We start from the raw sequence: 17,937 nt of genomic DNA on the forward strand, positions 1-17,937 counted from the left end.
GGATCAGAGGATCGCGCCGGGCGTGTAACCGGCGGCCTCCGGGTGCTGCTTCACGATCTCCTCGATCCGGCCGACGACCACACCGACCTGGTCGGCCGCGGCGCCCGTGAAGGACAGCTTGTCCGCCATCAGCGCGTCCAGCTGCGCCCGGTCGAGCGGGATGCGCTCGTCCGCGGCCAGCTTGTCGAGGAGCTCGTTGCGCTCGGCGCCCTGCTCGCGCATCGCGAGCGCGGAGGCGACGGCGTTCTCCTTGATCGCCTCGTGCGCGACCTCACGGCCGACGCCGGCACGCACCGCGCCCATGAGCACCTTGGTGGTGGCGAGGAACGGCAGGTAGCGGTCCAGTTCGCGGGCGACGACCGCCGGGAAGGCGCCGAACTCGTCGAGGACCGTCAGGAACGTCTCCAGCAGACCGTCGAGCGCGAAGAACGCGTCCGGCAGCGCGACCCGGCGCACCACCGAGCAGGACACATCGCCCTCGTTCCACTGGTCGCCCGCCAGTTCGCCGGTCATGGACGCGTAGCCGCGCAGGATGACCATGAGGCCGTTGACGCGCTCGCAGGACCGCGTGTTCATCTTGTGCGGCATCGCGGAGGAACCGACCTGGCCCGGCTTGAAGCCCTCGGTCACCAGCTCGTGCCCGGCCATCAGCCGGACCGTCTTGGCCAGCGAGGACGGCGCCGCCGCCAGCTGCACCAGCGCGGTCACGACCTCGTAGTCCAGGGAGCGCGGGTAGACCTGGCCGACCGAGGTGAACGCCTGCGAGAAGCCCAGGTGCCGGGCGATCCGCTGCTCCAGGTCGGCCAGCTTCGTAGCGTCGCCGCCGAGCAGGTCGAGCATGTCCTGCGCGGTGCCGACCGGGCCCTTGATGCCGCGCAGCGGGTAGCGGCCGAGCAGCTCCTCGACCCGGCCGTGGGCGACGAGCAGCTCGTCGGCGGCGGTCGCGAACCGCTTGCCGAGGGTCGTGGCCTGCGCGGCGACGTTGTGCGAGCGGCCGGCCATGACCAGCTCGCCGTACTCGCCGGCCAGCTTGGCCAGACGGGCCAGGACGGCCACCGTACGGTCGCGCATCAGCTCCAGCGAGAGCCGGATCTGCAGCTGCTCGACGTTCTCGGTGAGGTCGCGCGAGGTCATGCCCTTGTGGACGTGCTCGTGCCCGGCGAGGTCGTTGAACTCCTCGATCCGCGCCTTCACGTCGTGCCGCGTGACCTTCTCGCGCTCGGCGATGGAGGCCAGGTCGACGGTGTCCAGGACACGCTCGTAGTCGGCGATCGCCTCGTCCGGCACCTCGATGCCGAGATCCTTCTGGGCCCGCAGTACGGCGAGCCAGAGCTGCCGCTCCAGCTTCACCTTCTGCTCGGGCGACCAGAGCGTGGCGAGCTCGGCGGAGGCATAGCGTCCGGCGAGGACGTTCGGGATGCGGGGCTTGGCGGGAGCGGAAGTCACGTGTACGGATTCTACTGGCGATTCGTGCAGGCCAGCGCCAGGGATGTCTTCGGTGGAACCTACGAGACCCGCGTCACGCCGGGTTACGCCGTCGGACCCTCGTACGGCAGCAGGTCGGGCCGCTTCGCCGGCAGGCCGTCACCCGAGGAGCGGCCGGTGAGGCGGCGGCCTATCCAGGGGAGCAGGTACTGCCGGGCGAACCGGGCGTCCGCGGCCCGTCGCGCGGCCCAGCCCGGCGGCAGCGTGGCCGGCATCGGCGTGCGCCACTCGGTGTCCTCGGGGTCGTAGCCCAGTGTCTGCCAGACCGCCTCGGCGACGCGGCGGTGGCCCTCGGCCGTGAGGTGCAGCCGGTCCACGTCCCACAGGCGCGGATCACCGAGGGACGGCGCCCCGTACAGGTCGACGACGATCGCGCCGTGCTTCGCGGCCAGCTCGTCGACGCACTCGAAGAGCTCCTCCATGCGTGGCCGGAAGCGCTCCAGGACCGGCCCCTGACGGCCCGGGCTGCGCATCAGTACGAGCTGCTCGCAGGCCGGGGCGAGCCGCTCCACTGCCTCGGTCAGCAGCGCGCGTACCCGCCCCATGTCGCACTTGGGCCGCAGGGTGTCGTTCAGCCCGCCCACCAGCGTGATCACGCCGGGCCGCATGGCCACGGCCACATCGACCTGCTCCTCGACGATCTGCTGGATGAGTTTGCCGCGGACCGCGAGGTTGGCGTACCGGAAGCCGGGCGTCACAGCGGCCATCCGGCCGGCCAGGACATCGGCCCAGCCCCGGTAGGAGCCGTTCGGGAGCAGGTCCGACATGCCCTCGGTGAAGGAGTCGCCGAGCGCGACGAGGCTGGTGTGTGCGGGGTTCTTCTGCATGGCGGAGAAAATGCTAACCCGTTCACATACCCGGCGGTCGGTCAGCCTCCCCGGACGCCCGGCCGGGCCCTCACGCCCGCTGTCCGAACAGCTCCCGCAGCACGTCCTCCATCGTCACCAGCCCCGCCAGCCGCCCGTCGCCCCCCAGCACCGCCGCGACATGCGTACGGCTGCCCCGCATCGCCGTCAGGACGTCGTCCAGCGGTGTGCTCTCCCGCACGCGCGCGATGGGCCGCATGTCCCGGACCTGGAACGCCAGATCCCGCGGGGAGGCGTCCAGCGCGTCCTTCACATGCAGATAGCCGAGGATGCGCCGCGCGTCGTCCACCACCGGGAACCGGGAGAACCCGGACTCGGCCGACAGCCGTTCCAACTGCTCCGGGGTGACGCCCACGCGCGCGTAGACGACCCGTTCCAGCGGCAGGACGACATCGCGCACCGGCCGGCGGCCCAGCTCCAGGGCGTCGTGCAGCCGCTCCCGGGTCCGGTCGTCGATCAGACCCGCCTCGTCGGAGTCCTTGACCAGCCGGGCCAGCTCGGCGTCCGAGAAGGTCGCCGTGACCTCGTTCTTGGTCTCCACCCGCAACAGCTTCAGCAGGGCGTTGGCGAACGCGTTGATCGCGAAGATCACCGGGCGCAGGCCCCGGGACAGGGTGACCAGCGGCGGGCCCAGCACCAGCGCGCTGCGCACCGGCTCCGCGAGCGCGATGTTCTTCGGCACCATCTCGCCGAGCAGCATGTGCAGATACGTCGCCGCGGTGAGCGCGATCACGAACGACACCGCGTGTCCGGCGCCCGCCGGCACACCGAGCGCGTGGAACACCGGCTCCAGCAGGTGCGCGATCGCCGGTTCGGCGACCACACCGAGGATCAGCGTGCACAGGGTGATGCCGAGCTGCGCCGCCGCCATCAGCGCGGACACATGCTCCAGACCCCACAGCACGCTCTTGGCGCGCCGGTCGCCCTCCGCCCCTTCTTCGACGTATCGCTCGATCTGCGAGCGCCGTACGGAGATCAGCGCGAACTCGGCCCCCACGAAGAAGGCGTTGACGACGAGGGTCGCCAGGCCGATCAGCAACTGGATCGCGGTCACTTCCGGGCCTCCCCTTCGAAGGATTCCGACGTGTCGTCGAGCGGAGCGTGCAGCAGCACGCGCGCGGCCCTGCGCCCGGAGGCGTCCACCACGTCCAGCCGCCATCCGGCGACCTCCGCGGTGTCGCCGACGACCGGGATGCGGCCGAGCTCGGTCGCCACCAGGCCGGCCAGGGTCTCGTACGGCCCCTCGGGAGCCCGCAGGCCCACGCGCGCGAGATGGTCGATGCGTGCCGAGCCGTCGGCCGAGTACAGGACGCGGCCCTCGTCGTCGGTCCCGGCCGCCGCCAGGTCGGGTGTCTCGTGCGGGTCGTGCTCGTCGCGGACCTCGCCGACGACCTCCTCGACGATGTCCTCCAGCGTGGCCACCCCGGCCGTACCGCCGTACTCGTCGATGACCACGGCCATCGTGCGCTTGCCGGACAGCCGGTCGAGCAGTCGGTCCACGGTCAGCGACTCGGGGACGAGCAGCGGCTCGCGCATCAGTTCGGAGACGGGGACTCGGGCCCGGCGCTCGGCCGGGACCGCCAGGACGTCCTTGATGTGGGCGGTGCCCACGACCGAGTCGAGGTTGCCGCGGTAGACCGGGAACCGGGACAGGCCCGTCGCGCGCGTGGCGTTCGCGACGTCCTCGCAGGTCGCCTGGGCGTCCAGGGCGATGACCTGCACGCGCGGCGTCATCACGTTCTCCGCGGTCAGGTCGGCGAGGTTCAGGGTCCGCACGAAGAGTTCGGCGGTGTCGGCCTCCAGCGCGCCCTGCTTGGCGGAGTGCCGGGCCAGGGCCGCGAGCTCCTGCGGTCCGCGCGCGGCGGCCAGCTCCTCCGTCGGCTCGACGCCGAAGAGACGCACGATGCGGTTCGCCGTGTTGTTGAGGTGGGTGATGAAGGGCCGGAACGCCGCGCTGAACCAGCGCTGTGCGTTGCCCACCCGCTTGGCCACGGCCAGCGGCGAGGAGATCGCCCAGTTCTTCGGCACCAGCTCGCCGACGACCATCAGGACGACGGTCGACAGCGCCGTACCGAGCACCAGCGCGACCGACGAGGCCGCCGAGCGGGACATGCCCAGCGACTCCAGCGGACCGGCGATCAGCTTGGCGATCGACGGCTCGGCGAGCATGCCGACCACCAGGTTGGTGACCGTGATGCCGAGCTGCGCCCCGGAGAGCTGGAAGGTCAGATTGCGCACGGCCTTCAGGGCGCCCGACGCGCCCCGCTCGCCGCGCTCCGCGGCCCTCTCCAGGGCGCCGCGCTCGACCGTGGTCAGCGAGAACTCGGCGGCGACGAAGGCACCGCAGGCCAGCGAGAGCAGGATCGCCACGAGCAGGAGGAGCACTTCGGTCATCGGGTCACCTCCGTCCCATGATCGGACAGGGTGCGGGGGATCGCGCGATCTCGCGTACTACTGGGAGGCTCGCCCATGGGCGGACGCTCACACCTTTCCTTGGAGGACCGAGTGGTCCCCCAATGTTAAAGGACCGGCAAAGGGGGGCCGGACGGTGAGGTGCTTCCCCGATCAGTCGGTGAGGTGCTTCACCCAGCGCCGCCACTTCTCCTCGGGCGCGTACCCGGCGGCCCGCCACGCATGCTGCCCCGTCTCGTTGCGGACCAGCACCATCGCGTCCGCGCGGCGCCCGCCGAGCCGTACGAACCGCTCCTCCGCGGCCGTGAGCAGCGCCGAGCCGATGCCCTGGCGGCGCCGCTCCGGGTGCACCGCCAGCCGGTACAGATGGCAGCGCCAGCCGTCGAAGCCCGCGATCACCGTGCCGACCAGTTCACCGTCCCGCTCGGCCAGGATCAACGCCTCGGGATCACGCGCCACGAGCCGTTCCACGCCGTCCCGGTCGTCGCTGATGCTCGTGCCCTCGGCGGAGATCTTCCAGAAGACCAGCACGGCGTCGAGGTCCGCGGGTTCGGCGGCGCGAAGGTGCAGTTCCGTCATACGGCGATCCCATCACGCACGCCGGACGGGTACGCGCCGAATTTCAGCATGCGGACGGTCACTTGCCGCCCAGCTCGGCGACGACCGGCGCGAACGCCTCCATGTACGGCTCCAGGACGGTCAGGTAGGTGAAGCCGTACGTGTCGCGCTGGGCCAGCACCTGCGCGGTGATCTGTTCCAGGGTGCCGACCAGGAGGATGGGCAGCTCCAGCGCCTGCTCCACGGTCGCGTCCGGCACCCGTTCCACGAGCGGTGCCACGGCGGCCGCGCGGTCGTCGGTGACGGCCACCATCTGGATGAGGAGGTTCAGCTCGGCCGGCTCCTCGCGGCCGGCCGCCAGCTCCTTGTACCGGGCGAGACGTGCCGCGAAGTCCGCGCCCGCCATCGGCACCAGCTTCCCCTCGGTGCTTCCCGGCACCAGGGACGCACCCGTGAAGGCCGCGATGTCGGCGTGCTCGGCGGCGAGCCCCAGCATCCGTTCGCCGTTGCCGCCGAGCATCAGCGGCACCTGCGAGTCCAGCAGCCGCCCCAACTCCTCGACGGTGCGCTGAAGATGGTCCACGCGCGCGCGTGGCGAGCCGAAGGGCAGCCCCGCCGCGTCGTGCTCCGCCTGTACGTACCCGGTGCCGAGCCCGAGTTCGAGGCGCCCGCCCGTCAGCGCGTCGGTCGTGGCCACCTCGCGCGCGAGCAACGCCGGGTTCCAGAAACCCGCGTTGAGCACGAACGTGCCCAGCCGCGGCCGTTCGGTCGCCCCGGCCGCCGCGACCAGCGCCGGGAACGGGGCGGGCATACCCAGATGGTCGGGGACGAGGATCACGTCGTACCCGAGCTCCTCGGCCCGGCGGCACTTGGCCCGCCACTCGTCGGCGGGCGCCGGGTCGATGAAGCTGACACCGAAGCGGAACGGACGCGGCATGAACTCTCCTCGTTCGCGGGCGACTTGAGATCACACCGATTCCCTCACCCGCCGGAGACGGCCGCCATCGCGCCTCACTCGTGCGCGATGGCCGTCAACACGTTCATCCGGGACGCCCGCAACGCCGGCAACAGCGCCGCCACGACACCCACCACCGCCGAGCCGACCACGACCGCGACGATCGTGCCCCACGGGATCGCCAGCGCCGACATGCCCTGCAACGCCAGCACCTGCTGGACGCACACCCCCCACACCAGGCCCAGCGCCAGCCCGAGGACCGCGCCGAACACCGCGATCACCACCGATTCCAGGCGGATCATCCGGCGCAGCTGACGCCGGGCGAGCCCGATGGCGCGCAGCAGCCCGATCTCCCGGGTGCGCTCCACGACGGACAGGGCGAGGGTGTTGACCACGCCGAGGACCGCGATCACGATCGCGAGCCCGAGCAGTGCGTACACGAGGTAGAGCAGAACGGCGATCTGGTCGTGGACCAGGTCCTTGTAGTCGGCGATGTCGCGCACCTGGACCTGCGGATACGGGTCGAGCGTCTTCTCCAGGTTCGCGCGCAGCTTGTCCGAGCCGGTGCCGGAGGCGGCGTTCACATAGAGCCCCGAGTCCTGCCCGCCGGGCGCGTACCGCTGGAGCGTGTCCAGGCCGAAGTAGATGCCGCCCTGCGTCCCGAAGCCCTCCGCGGACTCCTGGTCGGTGAGGGCGCCCACGGTCAGTTCGGCCGTCTTCCGGCTCTGGAACTCCACGGGGATCGTGGAGCCGATCCGCACGCCGTGGTCGCGCGCGAAGTCCGCGTCCATGGCGATGCTTCCGGAGGCGAGCGCGGCCGCGGTGTCGCCCTGTGCGTACGTGATGTTGGCGACGTCGTCGAGCTGCGGGTCGTAGGCCGCCGCGGTCGTCTTGACGCGGTCGCCGTCCGGCAGGCGTACGGCGACCGGGGCGAACTGCGAGCGGACCACGAGCCCCACGCCGTCCGTGTCGCGGACCTTTTCGGTGACCTCCTGCGGGAAGGGCACGAAGTTGCTGTTCTGGACGACGAAGTCGGCGCCCAGCGTGTCGTCGATCTGCTGGTCGAAGGACTTGGTCATGGAGGCGCTGGCGACGGACATGCCGCCGACCAGGGCGAGTCCGACCATCAGCGCGGCCGCGGTGGCGCCGGTGCGGCGAGGGTTGCGCAGGGCGTTGCGCTGGCTCATCCGGCCGATCGAGCCGAACAGCGCGGGGAACGCCCCGCCGAGGACACGGATCACCGGGCGCACGAGGAGCGGTCCCGCGATCACGGTGCCGATCAGCGTCAGGACGACACCGAGGCCCAGCAGGGACGCCGACGACGACGTGTCCGAGGAGAGGACACAGCCCAGCAGGGCTGCCGCGCCGGCCCCGAAGACGACGCCGCCCACCAGGGCGCGCATCTTCAACGGCCGGCCCACGCCCGCGATCTCGGCGTCCGCCAGCGCGGCCATGGGCGAGACACCGGCCGCGCGCCGGGCGGGAAGGAAAGCCGCCACGAAGGTGACGCCCACGCCGACGACGTACGCGGCGACCGGGGTGCCCCAGCCGATGACCATCTCGCTCGACCTGATGTTCATGCCGAGTGTGTTCATCAGCGCGATGAGCCCGGCGGCGAGTCCGATCCCGGTCGCGAGGCCCAGCGTCGAGCCGACCACACCGAGCAGCATCGCCTCGGTCAGCACCGAGCGGCGCACCTGGCGCCGGTCGGCACCCAGCGCCCGCAACAGGCCCAGTTCCCGGGTCCGTTGGGCGATGAGCATCGAGAAGGTGTTGACGATCAGGAAGACACCGACGAGGACGGCGATGCCCGCGAAGCCGAGCATGACGTACTTGATGACGTCGAGGAATCCGCCCAGTGACTCGACGTCGGACTTGGCCTGCTCGTCGGCGGTCCGGATCTCGTAGTCGCCGGTGCCGATCGCGGCGGCGACGCGCTGCTTCAACTGCGCGTCGCTCACGCCGTCCTGCGCGTCCACGGAGATGCCGGTGGCCGCGTCGGCGTCGCCGAGCAGCTTGGTCTGGGCGGTCGGGGTGTCCAGGAAGAGCAGGGTCGCCCCGGGGTTGGTGGTGGTGAACGTGGCGATGCCGACGAGCCGGACCTTGAAGGTGCCCTGCGGTCCGATGACGCTGAGCGTGTCACCGATCTTCAGGTCCTTGCGGTCGGCGGACTCCGAGTCGAGCAGGGCCTCGCCCGCGCCGTGCGGGGCGTGACCCGAGGTGAGTTCGACCGGACTGCGCGGACCAGGGCTCCAGTCGGTGCCGATGGTGGGGGCGCCGGTGGTCGAGCCGACCGCCTCGTTCTCGCTGTCGGCGACGGTGATGTTCTGGACCTCGGCCTCCAGACGCGCGTCGGCGACCCCGTCGATCCCGGACACCCGGTCCAGGAGCGAGGCGGGCAGGGTGGCCGTCATGCCGGAGGGGATCGCCTCGTTCAGCTCCTCGCGCGGGCTGACCGTGACATCGGGAGCGGTCGAGGCGAAGAGCCGGTCGAAGGTGCGGCTGAGCGTGTCCGAGAAGATCAGGCTGCCCGCGACGAACGCCACGGACAGGACGACGGCCAGCGCGGACAGCAGCAGCCGTCCCTTGTGGGCGAGGAAGCTGCGGAGCGTCGCCTTCAGCACGGCCTCAGTCCTTGTCGAGGGAAGGGGCGTCCGCGGGTGCGGCCCCCGGTGGCGGGCTCTCCTCGTGGTGCCCGCGGATCACGTCGGACCCGGGGGTCTGGGGGGAACCCCCGGTAAAGAGGCGCATGCGTTCCAGGACGGCCTCCGCCGTGGGCCGCTCCATCTCGTCCACGATCCGTCCGTCCCCGAGGAAGAGGACCAGGTCGGAGTGGGCGGCGGCGCCCGGGTCATGGGTGACCATGACGACGGTCTGGCCCAGTTCGTCGACGGCCTCGCGCAGGAAGCCGAGGACCTCCAGACCGGCCCGCGAGTCCAGGTTGCCGGTCGGCTCGTCCGCGAAGATCAGTTCAGGCCGGGAGGCCAGCGCCCGGGCACACGCCACACGCTGCTGCTGGCCGCCGGAGAGCTGGGCGGGCCGGTGCTTGAGCCGGTCCCGCAGCCCCAGGGTGTCGATGACCTGGTCCAGCCACTTCTCGTCGGGTTTCTTGCCCGCGATGTCCATGGGCAGGGTGATGTTCTCGGCGGCGTTCAGGGTGGGGATCAGGTTGAACGACTGGAACATGAACCCGATCCGGTCCCGGCGCAGCCGCGTCAGATCACGTTCCTTCAGCCCCGTGATCTCAGTGTCGCCGAGCCAGACCTGGCCGGCCGACACGGTGTCCAGCCCGGCCAGGCAGTGCATCAGCGTGGACTTCCCGGACCCCGACGGACCCATGACCGCGGTGAACCGGCCGCGCGCGATCTCCACGTCCACCGAGTCCAGGGCGATCACCGATGTCTCGCCCGAGCCGTACGCCTTGGTCAGACCGTGGGCGCGGGCCGCGATCCCGTCGGCCGACGCATGGCCCGGGGCGTGCTCCGCAGCGGGTGTGGACAAGGCCGCCTCCTCAAGGACGTACCGACTCCTCGGTCCCGGCCGAGGGTAGTGTGATCCACCCCACATCCGAAATCCTCCTGGGGTGCCGGTCGCTCTCCATCGCAGGTCGGGTCCCTGATTTCCGTGTAAGGGGCACGCTTAGGGGGCGGGCTCCGTCGGTACGCCCTTGCCCCTGCTAGCACTCCGGCGCTAGCGTCGAGGTATGGCGAAGACCCAGCTGAACGTAAGAGTGGACGAGGGCACCGCCCGCGCCGCTCGCGAACGCGCTCTGGCCCGCGGGATGAGTGTCAACCGCTACATCGAAGAACTCGTCAAGCAGGACACCGGGGAGGTCGGCCACACCTTCGTGGAGGCCGCCGCCGACTTCATGAAGCAGTACGAGAACGTCTTCGCCGAGGAACTGGGCGGGGAACGCGAGGGCTCGCGCGAAGGTCGCCGCTGATCCCTTGAGCCACCTCATCAGGATCGACCTCGCCTGGCTTCTCATGCTCGCCGACCAGAAGACCCCGGGAGACCCCCAGGTCACCGACTGGGGCGCCCTCGTCGCCGCCGTCGCGCGCCACGAGGCCGAGATCTTCGACGTCCCGGTCTACGACAGCCCGCACGCCCGGGCCGCCGCCCTGCTCCAACTCCTGATCCACGTACCGGCGTTGGAGCGCTCCAACGCCCTGTTCGCCTCCGCCGTCGCCTACGCCTATCTCGTGGCGAGCGGCCTCAAGGTCGTCACCTCGCCCGAACAGGTCCGGGAACTGGCCCGACTGGTCAAGAGCGGTGAGGCGTCCGTGCACGACATCGCGCAGGAACTGCGCCAGTGGAGCCTGTGATCAGCTCTCGGCGGGGCGCCATGCGGTGCCCAGCACACAGTAGGAGGACGGTAGCCTCGGCCCCTTCTCCGGCATCAACACCTGCCTATAGGGGCCGAGTTCGAAGCCGGCCTCCCGCAGGGCCGCGATCGGATCGCGGGACAGATGACAGCCCCCGCTCAGGGGCGGCCACACGGTTCGGTCCAGGGCGCGCTGAGTGAGACGCATCGCCTGCCCGCCGCCCCGGCCGTGCTCGAAGAACCGCACGGCACCGCCGGGCCGCAGCACCCGCCGTATCTCCGCCAGCGCCCGTGGCAGGTCCCGCACGCTGCACAGCACCAGCGAGACCACGACGGCGTCGAAGGCCTCGCTCTTGACCGGCAGCGCCTCCGCCGCACCCGGTACGACGTCGACGGGCACCCCGGAGCGCAGGGCGGCGTCCACCGCCAGCCTGCGCAGCGTGCGTTCCGGTTCGATCGCCACGACCTCCGAGACCGTGCCCGGATAGTGGGCGAAGTTCAGCCCGTTGCCCGCGCCGATCTCGATGACCCGCCCGGACACTCCGGCGAGCAGTCGTTCCCGCACACCGGCCATGCCGGCGCGGGTCTCCGCGGCGACGCTGACACGGGCGTAGTAGCGGGCGAAGAGCGGGTGGTGCACGGGATCGCGCGGCAGCTTGCCGGAACCGGCGGACCGTAGCGGCATGACGACCTCCCGGACAGGACGGGGTCCACCCCGATTCTCCCCCGGATGCGCCCCGCGCACCCTCGCTCGCGCGCTACGCGACGAAGTTGCGCACCTGCTCGTACACGCCGTGGTCGTTGTTCATGTCGGTGTGCGAGACGCACCCGACCTCGACGTTGGTCGCACCGCTCAGGATCGCGGTGGTGTCCGGGGTGAGCGCGTCGTCGCAGTTCGACCAGTAGCTCGCGTACGAGACGCTCCCCGGAGTCTCGTCACCGGAGTTGAGCGAGGCCAGGAACGAGCTGCCCGTGTACATCTGGGCACACGACGTATACAGCCACGAACACCAGGAAGCGGTCGTCGTGCCGTGGTTGACGCCCGCGGTCGACACGAAGTCGTCCACGTACGCCGTCCCGCCGAGGTTCTTGAGGTAGTAGCGGGAGTTGAGCGCGCCCATGGAGTGGACGACCAGGTCGACCTTCGACGCGCCGGTCTGGGAGAGCACGCTCTGGATCTTGGCGGACAGCTGCTGGGCGGTGGTGACGTTCGACTGCGTCCAGTCGTACGACCAGGCGAACAGCTCGGAGGAGGAGTAGCCGTCGGCCTTGAAGTCGGCGATCCAGTCGTCCCAGCTGCTCGCGGAACTGCTCAAGCCGTGGACGAAGACGATCGGATTGTGGGTCGCGGCCTGAGCGGGGGCCGCGGAGAGGGGGAGTGCCAGAAGGAGCGATGAGACGACGGCCGAGACGGCCGCTGAAATGCGACGCCGGGAGCGCTGCATGATGCCTCCTGAAACGGGTGGGGTTGTCAGGAGTGTCAGGCGGGGTCTACGCGCGCCGCATCGGCGAACTCGCCGGTCTTTACGTGTCAATTAACTCGCCAGTAACGTCAAAGGTGTGCTGACTCCTGTAACCCCACCGCCCCTCGAGGGCACGTCGTCACCGCAGCCCGCGGAGGCGTGGCAGGACCTGGCCGCCGGACTCCCGGAGGGCGTCCGGGTGCGGCTGCTGCGCGCGGTGCACGGCGATCCGCGCGCGGCCGCCGAGGCCGTACGGCTGCTCGGCGCACGCCAGTCGGCGGGGCTGGACCCGCTGCCGACGGAACCGGCGGAACTGGCCCCGGCGTTGCTGCGCGCACACCGTGCGCAGATCAGGGAACTGCCGGACGACACCCGGCTGTTGCTGCTCCTGGCCGCGGCCGATCAGTACCCCGTCGCCACCCACGCCTTCCTGCGGGCCGTGGCCGCCGCCCGGCTCGACACCCGGCCCCTGGAGGCCGCCGAGGCGGCCGGGATCGCGCACGCCTCGGCGACCGGGGTCGTCTTCCGCGACACATGGACGAGGATCGCCGCGTACGAGTCGGGATCCCCGGCGGACCGCCGCGAGGTCCACCGGCTGCTGGCCCGGGTCCTGCGCACCGGTGGTGAAACGTCCCTGCGCTCCTGGCACCGCGGCGCGGGTGCGCTCGGCCCGAGCACCCGGCTGGCGGCGGAACTCGGAGTGGCAGCGACGAGGTCCCGCGACGCGGGCCGCCTCCAGCAGGCCCGCGCCCTCGCCGAACGCGCCGCCGCGCTGAGCCCCGACCGACAGGGACAGACCCGGCTGCTGACCCGCGCGGCGGCGTACGCCTGGCAGGGCGGGGACGGGGACCGGGCCCGCCGGCTGGCCGCACCGGCCGACGGCGACGCGCTCAACGGGGTGCTCGCGCTGCGGGCCGGCAACGCGGCGGAGGCGTTCGACGCGCTGCTGACGGCCGTGGTGACGGAACAGGGCGACAGCGCCGAGCCCGCGGAGACGGACGCGAGGCAGACCCCGCCCCGAGGCGCCGGACATGCCGCTTTCACGGCGTCGTCCCCGATGCCCCTGAACGGCCTGCTCTCGCCGTCCGTCGATCCCTCGCCCCCACCGCGCCCCCGCACCACGGCCCTCGACGTCCCCGACCCCGCCCTCCATCTCCTCGCCCGCGCCACCGAGGCCGCCATCTACACCGGTGACCTGCGTCGATGCCGGGACGCGGCCCAGGTCGCCCGGCGGCTGGGGATCGTGCCGCCGGGCACGCTCGGCGGGCTCGCGGCGGCGTTCGAGGGGCGGTACGAGGATGCGCGGGACCTTCTCGCGGCGGCGGCCGGACGGTGCGGGCCCGGTGGCGACCCCACCCTCCTCGTGCACGCCGGCATCGCCGCACTCCTGCTCGGCGACCACACCCTCGCCGCCGCCGCGACCGTCCGCGCGGCCGCCTCGGCCCGGGTGCGCGGCGCGACGGTCGTCGTGGCGCAGGCCATGGAGTTCCGCGCCTACGCCGACTTCTGGACCGGACGCCCGCGGGCCGGCGAGGCCGCCGCGACGGACGCCCTCTGGCAGGCGTACGCCACCGGTCAGGACAACGGCGCCTGCCATCTGCAGGCCGCCCTCGCCATGTTCGCGGCGCTGACCGGCGACGCCGAGGTCTGCCGGGAACGCGCCGCCACCGCACGGTCGTACGCCCGCTCCCACGGCCTCGGTCTGCCCGCCGCCCTCGCCCAGTGGGCGCTCGCCTATCTCGACCTCAGCAGTGGCCGGTTCGCCGCCGCGGCGGCCCGGCTGCGCGCCCTCGCCGGCTTCGGCCCGGGCCACGGCCACCGGGCGATCCGCCACATGGCCACCCCGCACTACGTCGAGGCGGCCGTCCGCACCGACGACACCCGGGTCGCCCGTGCCGCCCACGCCGACTACCACCGCTGGGCGAGCGCCGTACGCAGCCCCGACGACCTGGCGCTCAGCGCCCGCTGCCGCGCCCTGCTCGCACCCGGCGCCGAAGCGGTCGAGCACTACCGCACCGCACTCGACCTCCACGCCCGCGGCACCCGGGACTTCGAACGCGCCCGCACCGAGCTGCTGTTCGGCAGCGCACTGCGCCGACTGCGCCACCGCACCGAGGCCCGCGACCGCCTGCACAGTGCCCTGGAGGCCTTCGAGCACTTCGGCGCCCCGCACTGCGCCGCCCAGGCCCGCACCGAACTCCGCGCCCTCGGCGCTCCCGCGACCCCGGCGCAGGGCGCCCCCGACGACCCCACCGTCCGTCTCACGGCCCAGCAGCTCATGGTCGCCCGCATGGCCGCCGAGGGCGCCACCAACCGCGAGATCGCCACCCGCCTCGCCCTGAGCCCGCGCACCATCGACCACCATCTGCGGGGCGTGTTCACCCGGTTGGGGATCCGGTCGCGGATCGAGCTGGTGCGGTTGCTGGGCGAAGAGGAGGCGCGGTGACGACGCAGGGACCGGCGGTGCCACGGGAGTCGACGCAGAATGCCGGACCCCGCTGACGCCGACCGGATCCGGTCAGTCGGCCGTCCGCTCCCGGAACACCTCCGCGTCCCACACCCCGTCCAGCCGCGGCGCCAGCCAACCCGGCGCCGCCGCACGGAAGTCGGCGGGGGCCAGCGACCCCGCGCCCACGGGCAGCGCCCCGAGCAGCGGCGCCCCCGAGACCTCCGGCAGATCCGCCACGTTGCAACGCGACGCCAGATCCGGGGAGTCGGGCCAGCTGCCGATCACGACACCGAGGAAGTCCAGGTGCCGGGCGCGCAGTTCACGGGCCGTCAGTTCCGTCGTGTTCAGCGTGCCCAGGCCCGCCGACGCCACCACGAGCACCGGAGCCCCCAGCAGTTCCGCCGCGTCCGCCAGGGTGCCGCCCTCCTCGTCGAACCGCACGAGCAGTCCGCCGGCCCCCTCGACCAGCACCAGGTCGTGCTCGGCGGCCAGCTTGGCGGCGGCCTCGGCGACCTCCCTCGGGCGCACCGGCGGGAGTCCGGCCCGCCGGGCCGCCGTCGCGGGGGCCAGCGGCTCCGGGTAGCGGGCGACTTCCGCGGTCGTCACCGGTCCCGCCAGCCGCGCGACCTCCTGCGCGTCCCCGGGCTCGTCCGGACGTACGCCGGTCTGGGCCGCCTTGAGCACGGCCACGGACCGGCCTGCCGCCACCGCGGCGGCAGCGATCGTGGCGGTGGCGACGGTCTTGCCGACCTCCGTGCCCGTACCCGTGATCACCAGTACCGACATGTCATCCCTCCCCGGCCGCCGCGCACACCGCGCGCGCGACCCGTGCCACGTCCGCGTCCCCCGTGACATACGGGGGCATCGTGTAGATCAGGTCGCGGAACGGCCGCAGCCACACGCCCTCGCGCACCGCCGCCGTCGTGGCGGCCTTCATGTCCACCGGGCGGTCGAGCTGGACCACGCCGATCGCCCCGAGGACCCGTACGTCCCGCACACCCGGCAACTCCCGGGCCGGCGCCAGCCCCTCCCGCAGGCCCGCCTCGATCCGTTTGACCTCGGCGAGCCAGTCCTGGCCGAGCAGCAGCTCGATCGAGGCACAGGCCACGGCCGCGGCGAGCGGATTGCCCATGAACGTGGGGCCGTGCGCGAGCACCGGGACCTCGCCCCGCGAGATGCCGTCGGCCACCTCCGACGTGCACAGCGTCGCCGCCATCGTCAGATAGCCGCCGGTCAGCGCCTTGCCCACACACATCACATCCGGCGTCACCGCCGCATGATCCGCCGCGAACAGCGCGCCCGTACGCCCGAAACCGGTCGCGATCTCGTCGAACACCAGCAGCACGTCGTGCGCGTCGCACGCCTCCCGCAGCACCCGCAGATACGCGGGGGAGTGGAACCGCATCCCGCCCGCGCCCTGCACGACGGGCTCCACGATCACCGCGGCCAGCTCGTCGGCGTGCCGTGCGATCGCCGAGCGAAGCTCCTCGGCGTACTCCTCCTCGTACTCGACCGGCGGAGGCCCCACGAACACCTGGCGCTGGAGCACTCCGGTCCACAGTTCGTGCATCCCGCCCTCGGGATCGCACACCGACATCGGCTGCCAGGTGTCGCCGTGATAGCCGCCGCGCCAGGTCAGCAGCCGCTGCTTGGCGGGGCGGCCCAGCGACCGCCAGTACTGCAGGCACATCTTCACCGCGACCTCGACCGACACCGATCCGGAGTCGGCGAGGAAGACATGCTCCAGACCGTCGGGCGACATGTCGACAAGGAGCTTCGCGAGCCGTACGGCGGGCTCGTGGGTGAGCCCGCCGAACATCACATGACTCATACGTCCCAGCTGCTCGCGCGCGGCCTCGTTCAGCACCGGGTGGTTGTAGCCGTGGATGGCCGACCACCAGGACGACATGCCGTCGACGAGCTCACCCGAGCTGTCCGCCATGCGCAGCCGCACCCCGCTCGCCGACTCCACGACGAGCGGCTCGGCGCGGCCCGGCATCGGACCGTACGGATGCCAGACATGCCGCCGGTCGAGCTCCAGCAGCTCGGAGACGGACAGCTCAGGCATTGGGCGCGAGATCCGTTCCGGCACCGCGGCGACGTACGGCGACCAGGTCCGTACGGGGCTCGTTCACCGCGGGCTCGCTCACGGCCGGCTCGGAAGCCGAACCGCAGACAGTGCCGCACCCGGCACTCTCGTGGGAGCCGCACCCGGCGCCCTCGTGCGATCCACAGCCCGCGCTCTCGTGCGATCCGCATCCGCCCCCGGCGGCGGCCACGTCCGCCCGGTGCTGCGGCAGCGTCACCTCGCCCGCGCCCTCCACCTCGAACCCGGCGTCCGCGATCATGTCCAGGTCGGCCTTGCCGGCCTGGCCCTCGCTGGTGAGGTAGTCGCCGAGGAAGATCGAGTTGGCCAGGTTCAGGGCGAGGGGCTGCATGCTGCGCAGATGGACCTCGCGGCCGCCCGCGATGCGCACCTCGACGTCCGGGCAGACGAACCGGACCATCGCCAGGATGCGCAGACAGCGCTGCGGGGTGAGGTTCCACTCCTTGGCCAGCGGGGTGCCCTCGAAGGGGATCAGGAAGTTGACCGGCACCGAGTCCGGGTCCAGCTCGCGCAGCGAGAAGACCACGTCGACCAGGTCCTCGTCCGACTCGCCCATACCGGCGATGAGCCCCGAGCACGCCGACAGACCGGCCGCGTGCGCCTTCTGCACGGTGTCCACGCGGTCGGCGTAGGTGTGCGTGGTCGTGATCTCGCCGTACGTCGCCTCGGACGTGTTGAGGTTGTGGTTGTAGGCGTCGGCGCCCGCCTCGCGCAGCCGCTCGGCCTGGCCGTCGGAGAGCAGACCGAGGCAGGCGCACACCTCGACGTCCTCGTGTCGGTCCTTGATCGCCTTGATGGTGTCGGAGACCCGGTCCACGTCCCGGTCCGTCGGCCCGCGACCGCTCGCCACCAGACAGACCCGCTTGGCGCCGCCCGCGAGTCCGGCCGCGGCGGCCTGGGAGGCCTCGTCCGGCTTGAGCCAGGTGTACTTCAGGATCCCGGCCTTCGAGCCGAGGCGCTGCGAGCAGTAGGAGCAGTCCTCGGGGCACAAGCCGGACTTGAGGTTGACGAGGTAATTCAGTTTCACCCGTCGGCCGAACCAGTGCCGGCGCACCTTTCCGGCCGCGGCCACCACATCGAGCAGGTCGTCGTCGGAGGTGGCGAGGACGGAAAGTGCTTCCTCGCGGGTCGGCAGCTCGCGCCGAAGCCCCTTGTCCACCAGCGTGTTCAGCAGGTCCATGAAAACTGATCCTGTCCTAAGGAGCCGTCTCGGGCCAAGGAGAGTTCGTACAACAGCGGCCATTCACTGTGTGGGTATTGCCACACAGTGGGTGGCTGCTCGCCCCACTAGTGTCTGTTCGCTGCCTACAAAACCCTC

At 71.9% G+C, this 17,937-nt stretch carries 16 protein-coding genes; 3 read left to right on the forward strand and 13 right to left on the reverse strand.

The genetic code is table 11. The features are described 5' to 3' along the window. Window positions 1–3 precede the first annotated feature (3 nt). From purB to QF037_RS39490, 8 genes are all read right to left on the reverse strand, one after another. Entirely contained in the window at window positions 4–1,446 is a 1,443-nt protein-coding gene (gene purB, locus QF037_RS39455) for an adenylosuccinate lyase (protein ID WP_307033693.1), read from the reverse strand. A gap of 83 nt (window positions 1,447–1,529) precedes the next feature. Beyond that, a complete protein-coding gene (locus QF037_RS39460; protein ID WP_307033696.1) occupies window positions 1,530–2,312 on the reverse strand; it encodes an SGNH/GDSL hydrolase family protein in 783 nt (260 codons plus the stop codon). 70 nt (window positions 2,313–2,382) lie between these two features. After that, window positions 2,383–3,405, reverse strand: a complete 1,023-nt coding sequence (locus tag QF037_RS39465; RefSeq protein WP_307033698.1) for a hemolysin family protein — start codon at window positions 3,403–3,405, stop codon at window positions 2,383–2,385. After that, complete coding sequence (locus QF037_RS39470; RefSeq protein WP_307033700.1) at window positions 3,402–4,745, reverse strand: hemolysin family protein; 1,344 nt, start codon at window positions 4,743–4,745, stop codon at window positions 3,402–3,404. Before QF037_RS39470 ends, QF037_RS39465 begins: the two co-directional genes overlap by 4 nt. A 171-nt stretch (window positions 4,746–4,916) precedes the next feature. Next, on the reverse strand, window positions 4,917–5,342 hold the full coding sequence (locus QF037_RS39475) for a GNAT family N-acetyltransferase (RefSeq protein WP_307033702.1): 426 nt from the start codon (window positions 5,340–5,342) through the stop codon (window positions 4,917–4,919). Window positions 5,343–5,400: 58 nt separating this feature from the next. Next, entirely contained in the window at window positions 5,401–6,258 is an 858-nt protein-coding gene (locus tag QF037_RS39480; protein WP_307033704.1) for an LLM class F420-dependent oxidoreductase, read from the reverse strand. A gap of 74 nt (window positions 6,259–6,332) precedes the next feature. Then, complete coding sequence (locus QF037_RS39485; protein WP_307033706.1) at window positions 6,333–8,900, reverse strand: ABC transporter permease; 2,568 nt, start codon at window positions 8,898–8,900, stop codon at window positions 6,333–6,335. A 4-nt stretch (window positions 8,901–8,904) separates the two neighbouring features. After that, the gene (locus QF037_RS39490) at window positions 8,905–9,777 is read right to left on the reverse strand and encodes an ABC transporter ATP-binding protein (protein ID WP_307033708.1); all 873 of its coding nucleotides are present in this window, start codon (window positions 9,775–9,777) and stop codon (window positions 8,905–8,907) included. Between the two features lie 202 nt (window positions 9,778–9,979). On the opposite strand from QF037_RS39490, the gene QF037_RS39495 reads away from it, so the two are divergent. Both QF037_RS39495 and QF037_RS39500 read left to right on the forward strand, forming a co-directional pair. Then, on the forward strand, window positions 9,980–10,219 hold the full coding sequence (locus QF037_RS39495) for a toxin-antitoxin system HicB family antitoxin (RefSeq protein WP_307033709.1): 240 nt from the start codon (window positions 9,980–9,982) through the stop codon (window positions 10,217–10,219). Window positions 10,220–10,262: 43 nt separating this feature from the next. Continuing rightward, window positions 10,263–10,601: a fic family toxin-antitoxin system, toxin component gene (locus QF037_RS39500; protein ID WP_307037592.1), complete on the forward strand. Its 339-nt coding sequence runs from the start codon at window positions 10,263–10,265 to the stop codon at window positions 10,599–10,601. On the opposite strand, the gene QF037_RS39505 is transcribed toward QF037_RS39500, so the two are convergent. Both QF037_RS39505 and QF037_RS39510 read right to left on the reverse strand, forming a co-directional pair. Further along, complete coding sequence (locus QF037_RS39505) at window positions 10,602–11,285, reverse strand: class I SAM-dependent methyltransferase (protein WP_307033711.1); 684 nt, start codon at window positions 11,283–11,285, stop codon at window positions 10,602–10,604. It abuts the gene before it with no gap. 73 nt (window positions 11,286–11,358) lie between these two features. Next, window positions 11,359–12,045 carry an esterase/lipase family protein gene (locus QF037_RS39510; protein WP_307033713.1) on the reverse strand — a complete coding sequence of 229 codons (687 nt, stop codon included), beginning with the start codon at window positions 12,043–12,045 and terminating at the stop codon, window positions 11,359–11,361. 115 nt (window positions 12,046–12,160) lie between these two features. Here QF037_RS39510 and QF037_RS39515 point away from each other — a divergent pair, with 115 nt between their 5' ends. Next, a complete protein-coding gene (locus QF037_RS39515; protein WP_307033715.1) occupies window positions 12,161–14,509 on the forward strand; it encodes a helix-turn-helix transcriptional regulator in 2,349 nt (782 codons plus the stop codon). Between the two features lie 72 nt (window positions 14,510–14,581). Here QF037_RS39515 and bioD read toward each other — a convergent pair whose 3' ends face one another. The 3 genes from bioD to bioB are packed head-to-tail and all read right to left on the reverse strand — an operon-like array spanning window position 14,582 to window position 17,799. Then, a complete protein-coding gene (bioD, locus tag QF037_RS39520; RefSeq protein WP_307033717.1) occupies window positions 14,582–15,298 on the reverse strand; it encodes a dethiobiotin synthase in 717 nt (238 codons plus the stop codon). A gap of 1 nt (window position 15,299) precedes the next feature. Next, the gene (locus QF037_RS39525; RefSeq protein WP_307033719.1) at window positions 15,300–16,580 is read right to left on the reverse strand and encodes an adenosylmethionine--8-amino-7-oxononanoate transaminase; all 1,281 of its coding nucleotides are present in this window, start codon (window positions 16,578–16,580) and stop codon (window positions 15,300–15,302) included. Continuing rightward, on the reverse strand, window positions 16,573–17,799 hold the full coding sequence (bioB, locus tag QF037_RS39530) for a biotin synthase BioB (RefSeq protein WP_307033721.1): 1,227 nt from the start codon (window positions 17,797–17,799) through the stop codon (window positions 16,573–16,575). The genes QF037_RS39525 and bioB overlap by 8 nt, the downstream gene beginning before the upstream one ends. Window positions 17,800–17,937: the final 138 nt, after the last annotated feature.

Source organism: Streptomyces canus (assembly GCF_030815415.1).
Classification (GTDB): domain Bacteria; phylum Actinomycetota; class Actinomycetes; order Streptomycetales; family Streptomycetaceae; genus Streptomyces; species Streptomyces canus_F.